The sequence below is a fragment of the Palleronia salina genome (assembly GCF_900141995.1).
In the GTDB taxonomy this organism is placed as follows: Bacteria; Pseudomonadota; Alphaproteobacteria; order Rhodobacterales; family Rhodobacteraceae; genus Palleronia; species Palleronia salina.
The window spans coordinates 56,477-64,232 of record NZ_FQZA01000015.1; the positions used below are offsets into that span (position 1 = coordinate 56,477).

Sequence of the window (7,756 nt, forward strand, 5' to 3'; positions counted from 1 at the left end):
AAACCGACACCAACAGGAGAGAGACACATGACCAAGCTTCACCACAGCCTTTTCGCCGCCGGCCTTGCCGTGGCCGCCACGCCCGTGTTGGGCGACACGTGGGATTTCCCCACGCCCTACGGCGACGGCATCTTCCACACCGCCAACATCCAGCAATTCGCCGAAGAGGTGGAGGCCGCGACCGATGGCGGGCTGGATTTCACCATCCACTCGGCCGGTTCGCTGTTCCCCCACGCCGAGATCAAGGGCGCGGTTCGGTCGATGCAGGTGCCGATCGGTGAGTTCTTCCTGTCGCGCCTGTCGAACGAAGACGCGGCCTACGGGCTCGACTCGCAGCCCTTCGTCGCCACCTCCTACGAGGACGCGCGCAAGCTGTGGGAGGCGCAGGAGCCCGTCATCACCGAGCTTCTGGCCGCCGAGGGGCTGATGCCGCTCTTCTCGGTCCCGTGGCCGGCGCAGGGTCTCTATACCACCGGCGAGATCGAGACGGTGGACGACCTGAACGGTCTGCGTTTCCGCGCCTACAACGCCCAGCTCGAGGAATTCGCCGCGCTGGCCGGCGCCGCCCCGGTGCAGGTCGAGGCGCCGGATATCCCGCAGGCCTTCAGCACCGGCCAGGTCGAGGCGATGATCACCTCGCCCTCGACCGGCGCGAACTCGAAGGCGTGGGACTTCCTCAGCCACTACTCGCCCATCAACGCCTGGGTGCCGAAGAACCTCGTCGTCGTGAACCAGCGCGCCTTCGACCGGCTGCCCGAAGATCAGCAGCAGGCCATCATGGACGCCGCCGAAGCCGCCGAGCAGCGCGGTTGGGAGATGTCCATGGCCGAGGCCGAGGAGAAGACGCAGGAACTGGCCGATAACGGCATCACCGTCTACGAGCCGTCGGAAGAGCTGGTCGCCGGTCTCCAGGCCATCGGGCAGGACATGCTCGAGACCTGGAACGAGAACGCCAGCGACGAGGCGAAGGAAATCCTCGACGCCTACAGGAACTGATACCACGGTTCTCACCGCCCCCGGCCTGATCGCCGGGGGCTTTTTTCTATCCAAGGGGGCAGGGGATGCGACGGTTTCTTGATACGCTTTACTGGGGGGCGGGCTGGCTGGCCGCGCTGTCCATTCTCGGGATCTGCGCCGTGGTGACCCTTCAGGTGGCGCTGAACGTGATCTCGCGGCTGGGCGGCACGGGCGTGAACTTCACCATTCCCTCTTACGCCGATTTCGCCGGCTTCGCGCTGGCGGCGGCGACGTTCCTTGCCGCGGCTTCGACCCTGCGCCACGGCGTCCATATCCGGGTGAACCTGCTGGTGCAGCGGTTTCCGCCGCGGCTGACCTGGCTGTCCGAGGTCGCCGTCCTGGCGGTGGGGGCGGGCATGATCGCCATCGCCACCTACTGGACCGCCATGCTGGTGGGCGAAAGCTGGCACTACGGTGACCAGTCCACGGGGATCATCGCCGTGCCGCTGTGGATCCCGCAGATCCCCATGGTGGCTGGGCTGGGTCTTCTATGCGTGGCGCTGGTCGATACGCTGGTCGAGGCCATCCGCACGGGCCGCCCCGTCCTGATCGACGAGGGGGATGCGTGATGAGCGACCCCGCCACGTTTGCCGTCCTGTTCGGGCTGCTGATCGCGCTGCTGGCCATGGGGCTGTGGGTCGCGCTGTCCCTCATGGTCATGGCCTTCGTCGCGATGGCTTTCTTCACCAACGCGCCCGAGGGCCTGGTGCTGGCCACCACGTTGTGGGGGCATTCGCACAGCTGGCCGCTGGCGGCGCTGCCGCTGTTCATCCTGATGGGTGAGATCCTCCTGCGATCGAGGCTGTCCGAGGACATGTTCAGCGGGCTCGCGCCATGGCTCGGCCGGGCGCCGGGGCGGCTGCTGCACGTCAACATCCTGGGCTGCGCGATCTTCGCCGCCGTCTCGGGCTCGTCCGCAGCCACCGCCGCCACCATCGGCAAGATGAGCGTGCCCGAGCTGAAATCGCGCGGTTACCCCGAAAGCCTGATCCTCGGCACGCTGGCCGGGTCGGCGACGCTGGGCCTGCTGATCCCGCCATCGATCATCCTGATCGTCTACGGCGTCGCGACCGAGCAGAGCATCGCGCGTCTGTTCGTGGCCGGTATCCTTCCGGGCCTGCTGCTGGTCGGGCTGTTCGCGGGCTATGTCGCCACGCGCGCGCTGATGAACCGCGATCTCATCCCGGTCGAGGCGGGTAACTTTTCGCTGATGGAGAAGCTCAAGGCCTCGCGCCGGTTGGTGCCGGTGGTGTTGCTGATCGCGGGCGTGATCGGCTCGATCTACACCGGCATCGCGTCGCCCACCGACGCGGCGGCGGTGGGGGTGTTCCTGTCGCTGATCCTGGCGTCCATGTCGTCGTCCTTCGGCTGGGCCGAGTTCAAGGCGGCGCTGATGGGGGCGACGCGAACCTCGTGCATGATCGCCTTCATCCTGCTGGGCGCCGCGTTCCTGTCCATCGCCATGGGCTTCACCGGGATCCCGCGCAACCTGGCGGCCTGGATCGGGTCGTTCGAGCTTCCGACCTACGCGCTGCTGGCGGCGCTGACGGTCTTCTTCATCATCCTGGGCTGCTTCCTCGACGGCATTTCCATCGTGGTGCTGACCACGTCGATCATCCTGCCCATGGTCGAGGCGGCGGGGATCGACCGGCTGTGGTTCGGCATCTACCTGGTGCTGGTGGTCGAGATGAGCCAGATCACGCCGCCTGTGGGGTTCAACCTGTTCGTCATCCAGGGACTGACGGGGATCAACATCCTGCGCGTGGCGAAGGCGGCCTTGCCGTTCTTCCTGCTGCTGCTGCTGGGTGCCGCGCTGATCACCCTGTTCCCGGGCATCGTCACCGTGCTGCCCAACGCCATGGGCAACTGACGGCGACGGTGCCGCGGCTCAGAGCGACGCGGCGGCGCGGCTGGCCTGGTCGTATTGGCCGGACAATCCGCGCAACAGCGCCGCGGCCTCGCGCAGGGCCTGGCCGTCGACTCCGGCGCCGGGCAGCCCCTGCAACAGGCATTGCTGCCGTAGCGTGCGATAGCGGTCGCACAGGTCCCGGCCCGCGTCCGACGTCGTGTAGAACACCTCTTTGCCGCGCTTCTCGGCGGTCAGCAGGTCCAGCTTGACCAGCTTGCGCAGGGCGTAGGTGACGGTGTGGGTGTCCTCGATGTTTAGCAGGAAGCAGATGTCGCCCACGCGCTTTTCGCGGTCGCGGTGGTTGGCATTGTGCAGAACCAGGATTTCCAGCGGTCCCAGCTCGGGCATGCCGCTGGCCGCCATGCATTTCGTCATCCACCGGTAGAAGGCGTTGTGGGCCACGATCAGCCCGTATTCCAGCTCGGACATTTCCCAGGAATCGCCCTCGGCCAGGTGGCGGGACGACACGATGCGGCGGGTTGGCTGGTCGCTCATAAGCTGCCCTTCCTTGATAACTTGACGATAAGTTATCAATAAGAGCGGGCCCTGGCGAGGCCGCGTCTCCACGACCGCGCATCGAGCGCGTGCGTCACGGTGCCGCCGGCGACCTAGGCCGGTCTCCGTCCGCGACGTGGGTGACTATTCCGCAGGGGATGCGTCGACCTTTGCAAGTTGCCAAGCGGGCAGGGCGGCCGTGCCGATCTGCTGGTCAAGGTCGTCCGCAAGCCCGTCCAGTGCATCGGCCAGGCCGGAAAATCCGTTCCACCGTGCCAAGCGGGCGCTCAGCTTTATCCGATCACGTTCGGTGGAAAGTTCGTTTCGCATCAGAGCTCTCGCTGTCAATTTCACTTGTGTCAACTTATGCTGACATTGGTGAATCCGGCTTTAACGAGACCGGTAAAACTTGACTCAGAGACGCCAAAGAGGCCGGGCGGCCAGAAAACGGGAATTTTCGGGATGGGGGGATTTGGTGGACCCTAGCGGGATCGAACCGCTGACCTCCTGCATGCCATGCAGGCGCTCTCCCAGCTGAGCTAAGGGCCCTTGGTGCAGGGCCTCGACCCTGCGATGTGCGCCGTCTTAGAGACGGATCCGGGGGGGTTCAAGCAGAAAAACGCGCCGATCCCCCCAAGTTCTCTGCATCAGCTGTCGTCGTCGTTCGACGCCACGTCAGCGATGTCATCCAGCGAGACATCATCGTCATCGTCGTCGTCTTCCAGGACGTCATCGCCCAGATCGACATCGGACGATTCGCTGTCGTCGTCCAGGATGACGTCCTCGTCGTCCTCGACCTGGTCCTTCTTCTTCGATTCCTTGTCGGCCTTGTCGGCCACCATGGTGCGGCCGCCCTTGCCGGTATCCAGCTGGACCACCTCGCCCGTGTAGGGGCTGACGACAGGGTTGGCGTTCAGATCATAGAACCGCTTGCCGGTCGTTGGGCAGACCCGCTTGGTTCCCCATTCTTCCTTGGGCATGAGAGACCCCTTCTTGCGTATGTCCGTGAAATCAGGCCGCCACCTGCCACAGGTGCGCAAGGCTGTCAAAGCCTTTCGCGGGCTGGTCTGGACCGTTGGTGAAAGCTATGCCGAGGATATGGGAGCACGCGATGAAGATGTGAAGGTCCTGCCCGGCGATCCGCCGGTCACCGTCGTGCTGCGCCGGTCGGGTCGCGCGCGCCGGATCAGCCTGCGGGTGTCGGGGCTGGACGGGCGCGTGACGCTGAGCCTGCCGCCGGGCGTCTCCGACAGCAGCGGCCTGGCCTTCGCGCAGGAGCGGTCGGACTGGATCCGGCAGCACCTGGCGAAACGCGTGACGCAATCCCCGGTCGTTCTGGGCGCGCATCTGCCCGTCCTGGGCCGGCCCCGCCGGGTCGAGGCGGGGCTCCGGGCGAAGATGTCGAGCGATTGCCTGACGGTGAACCGCGCACGCCCGGCCGGGCCGCAGGTGCAGAAGCTGGTGATGGACGCCGCGCGCGACGCGCTGGACGAGGCGAGCCACCGTTATGCCCGCGCGGTGGAGCGCAAGGCCGGACGCATCACCCTGCGCGATACGCGGTCGCGCTGGGGGTCGTGCTCGTGGCAGGGCAATCTCATGTATTCGTGGCGCCTGGCGTTGGCGCCGCCCGACGTGCTGGATTACGTCGCGGCGCACGAGGTCGCGCATCTGGTCCACATGGATCATTCGCTCGCATTCTGGTCGGTGGTCGCGCGGTTGCGGCCCGACTGGAAGGTTCAGCGCGACTGGCTGCGCGCCCATGGCGCGACCCTTCACGCGTGGCGCTTCGACGATTGACGCCGCCCGGGCGCGGGACAATCATGCCGCCCATGTTGATGCAGAACCGGCCCGAGCCGCCCCAGACCCAATCGGCCCATGACCGGGTTTACCGCGCGCTGCGGCTGCAGATCATGCATGGCGAGATCGCGCCGGGCGCGGCGCTGACCCTGCGCGGGATCGGCCGGCAGTTCGACGTGTCCATGACCCCCGCGCGCGAGGCCGTGCGCCGCCTCGTGGCCGAGGGCGCGCTGACGCTGTCGAGCTCCGGGCGCGTCACCACGCCCGAGCTTTCGCCCGACCGGATCGAGGAGCTGGCCGCCCTGCGCGCGCTGATCGAGGTGGAATTGGCCAGCCGCGCCCTGCCGCGGGCCCATATCGCCATGATCGACCGGATGCGCGTGGTGAACGAGTCGATCAGCCAGGTGATCGTGAAGCGAGATGCCGTGGGCTACCTGCGCCTGAACCTGGAATTTCACCGGATGCTCTACCTGCGCGCGCAGGCGCCCGCGATGCTGGCCATGGCCGAAACCGTCTGGCTGCAGCTGGGACCGACCATGCGCAGTCTCTACGGCCGGATGGGGCGCACCCAGGCGCCGCAGGGACACCGCGCGATCCTGGCCGCGCTCGAGGCCGGGGACGAGCCCGGGCTGCGGCTGGCCGTACGCAGCGACGTGACCCACGGGTTGCGCATGATCCTGTCGGGCGAGGGCGCCGCGCGCTGAGGGACCGGCGCGGGTGGGCCATTGTCGAGGGGGCGCCGCCCCCGTCCGCTGCGCGGACTCCCCCGGAGGTATTTACGGAAAGATGAAGTCGGGTGGCGCGGCTCTTAGTCCGAGGTGAACAGGTGGGCATGCGCGCCGCGTCCTGCGCCGTCGGGCAGCGCCCCGCGCGTCCGGCCCCGCCCGGGGTCCAGGCGTGTCGCGCAGAAGGCCGGGGCCAACGGGTGTCCGGCCTCGATCAGTGCCGCGGCCGAGAGGAGCGTGGCCGCGCTTTCGGCGAACCAGCGCGCCTCGGGCTCGGGCACCGCGCCCGGCCATTGCGCGCGATGCGCCGCCAGCCCCGCGTCGTAGAGGCCGTCATTGCCGCGCGCGGCGTCGAGCGTGGCGTCCAGCGCTTCGGCCGCGCCGGGCGCCCGCGCGAGGCTGCGCAGGATGTCGAGACAGATGACGTTGGCCGAGCCTTCCCAGATCCCGTTCAGCGGCGCCTCGCGGTAGAGCAGGGGCAGGGCGGTATCCTCGACGTAACCCATCCCGCCGAGCGCCTCCATGCATTCGCCCACCACCAGGGGGCAGAGCTTGTTGTTCAGGAACTTGGCCAGCGCGACGCCGACCCGGGCGAAGGCGCGGTCCTGCGGATCGTCGCCGTCGAAGGCGCGCGCCACCCGCAGCGCCAGGGCGAGGCCGCCCGCCACGTCCAGCGCGAGGTCGTCCAGCAGCGCGGCCATGAGCGGCTGGTCGATCAGCCGCCGCTGGAACGTCGTGCGGTGGACGGCCCAATGATGCGCCTCGGCCAGCGCGGCGCGCATGAGCCCCACGGGCGCCATCGCGGTGTCGAGCCGCGTGTGGTGCACCATCTCGACAATGGTGCGCACGCCGTCGCCCGGATCGCCCAGCGGCAGGGCCAGCGCGTCGCGGTAGACGATCTCGGCCGAGGCGTTCGACCGGTTGCCGAGCTTGTCCTTCAGGCGCTGGATCTCGATCCCGTTGCGCGCGTCCTCGAGCCAGCGCGGGACGAGGAAACAGCCGAGCCCCGAATCGGTCTGCGCGAGGGTCAGGAAGGCATCGGACATGGGCGCCGAGCAAAACCACTTGTGCCCGGTCAGCCGCCAGTGGTCGCCGTCGCGCGCGGCCCGGGTGCTGTTGGCGCGCACGTCCGATCCGCCCTGCTTCTCGGTCATGGCCATGCCGATGGTAGCGCCGCGCTTGGCGGTGACCGGCGCCACGGACGGGTCGTAGTCGCGGGACAGTGCCGCCTGTTCCCATGAGCCCATGCCCGGAGCGGCGGCCCTCAGCACCGGTTGCGCGGTGTAGGTCATGGTCAGCGGGCAGCAATGCCCGGGCTCGACCTGGCTGGCGAGGTAAACGCAGGCGGCATGGGCCTGGTGGCTTCCCCCGGGCTCCCACGCGCGGCTGTGGTAGCCCGCGCCGGCGGAGAGGGCCATGAACGCATGATAGGCCGGGTGGAAGGCGACTTCGTCCAGGCGGCGCCCGGCCGGGTCGAAGAGGCGCCTTGAAATGCCCCCTCTGAAGTGGTCCGCCCACTGGGATAGAATGATCCCGTCATGGAGAGGACCAGAGAATGGCTGGGAAGCGAGAGAAGCCCGAAGACATCGTTCTGAAGCTGCGGCAGGTTGAGGTGCTGCAAGGCCAAGGGCTGTCGGTCGGTGATGCGGTGCGCCAGGTCGGCATCACGCAGCAGAGCTACTACCGGTGGCGCAGGCAGTATGGCGGCATGAGCCGCGATCAGCTGAAGCGACTCAAGGAGCTCGAGACAGAGAACCAGCGGCTCCGGCGTGCTGTCTCCGACCTGACCCTCGACAAGATGATCCTGAGCGAG

Annotated in this window: 9 protein-coding genes, 1 tRNA gene and 1 pseudogene; 6 read left to right on the forward strand and 5 right to left on the reverse strand. The window is 67.8% G+C overall.

Annotated features, from left to right (window positions below; all coding sequences use genetic code 11):
• Positions 1–27: 27 nt before the first annotated feature.
• From BUB76_RS15875 to BUB76_RS15885, 3 genes are all read left to right on the forward strand, one after another.
• On the forward strand, positions 28–996 hold the full coding sequence (locus BUB76_RS15875) for a TRAP transporter substrate-binding protein (protein ID WP_073129937.1): 969 nt from the start codon (positions 28–30) through the stop codon (positions 994–996).
• 65 nt (positions 997–1,061) lie between these two features.
• A complete protein-coding gene (locus BUB76_RS15880) occupies positions 1,062–1,586 on the forward strand; it encodes a TRAP transporter small permease (RefSeq protein WP_073129941.1) in 525 nt (174 codons plus the stop codon).
• Entirely contained in the window at positions 1,586–2,887 is a 1,302-nt protein-coding gene (locus tag BUB76_RS15885) for a TRAP transporter large permease (protein ID WP_073129945.1), read from the forward strand. Before BUB76_RS15880 ends, BUB76_RS15885 begins: the two co-directional genes overlap by 1 nt.
• 18 nt (positions 2,888–2,905) lie before the next feature.
• On the opposite strand, the gene BUB76_RS15890 is transcribed toward BUB76_RS15885, so the two are convergent.
• The 4 genes from BUB76_RS15890 to BUB76_RS15900 form a co-directional block, all read right to left on the reverse strand.
• Positions 2,906–3,421 carry a winged helix DNA-binding protein gene (locus BUB76_RS15890; protein ID WP_073129948.1) on the reverse strand — a complete coding sequence of 172 codons (516 nt, stop codon included), beginning with the start codon at positions 3,419–3,421 and terminating at the stop codon, positions 2,906–2,908.
• Between the two features lie 144 nt (positions 3,422–3,565).
• Positions 3,566–3,751 carry a hypothetical protein gene (locus tag BUB76_RS17730; protein ID WP_139250901.1) on the reverse strand — a complete coding sequence of 62 codons (186 nt, stop codon included), beginning with the start codon at positions 3,749–3,751 and terminating at the stop codon, positions 3,566–3,568.
• A gap of 143 nt (positions 3,752–3,894) precedes the next feature.
• Positions 3,895–3,970, reverse strand: a tRNA-Ala gene (locus tag BUB76_RS15895).
• Positions 3,971–4,068: 98 nt separating this feature from the next.
• Positions 4,069–4,401 carry a TIGR02300 family protein gene (locus BUB76_RS15900; RefSeq protein WP_073129951.1) on the reverse strand — a complete coding sequence of 111 codons (333 nt, stop codon included), beginning with the start codon at positions 4,399–4,401 and terminating at the stop codon, positions 4,069–4,071.
• A gap of 118 nt (positions 4,402–4,519) precedes the next feature.
• Here BUB76_RS15900 and BUB76_RS15905 point away from each other — a divergent pair, with 118 nt between their 5' ends.
• Together BUB76_RS15905 and BUB76_RS15910 are read left to right on the forward strand one after the other, a co-directional pair.
• Complete coding sequence (locus BUB76_RS15905) at positions 4,520–5,218, forward strand: M48 family metallopeptidase (RefSeq protein ID WP_073129963.1); 699 nt, start codon at positions 4,520–4,522, stop codon at positions 5,216–5,218.
• 32 nt (positions 5,219–5,250) lie between these two features.
• Positions 5,251–5,922, forward strand: a complete 672-nt coding sequence (locus BUB76_RS15910; protein ID WP_091846627.1) for a GntR family transcriptional regulator — start codon at positions 5,251–5,253, stop codon at positions 5,920–5,922.
• 104 nt (positions 5,923–6,026) lie between these two features.
• On the opposite strand, the pseudogene BUB76_RS15915 reads toward BUB76_RS15910, so the two are convergent.
• A pseudogene (locus tag BUB76_RS15915) lies at positions 6,027–7,424 on the reverse strand (acyl-CoA dehydrogenase family protein); the annotation flags it as partial.
• Between the two features lie 74 nt (positions 7,425–7,498).
• On the opposite strand from BUB76_RS15915, the gene BUB76_RS15920 reads away from it, so the two are divergent.
• Positions 7,499–7,756, forward strand: a 258-nt coding sequence (locus tag BUB76_RS15920; RefSeq protein WP_073129957.1) for a transposase, incomplete at its 3' end; no start/stop codon positions are given.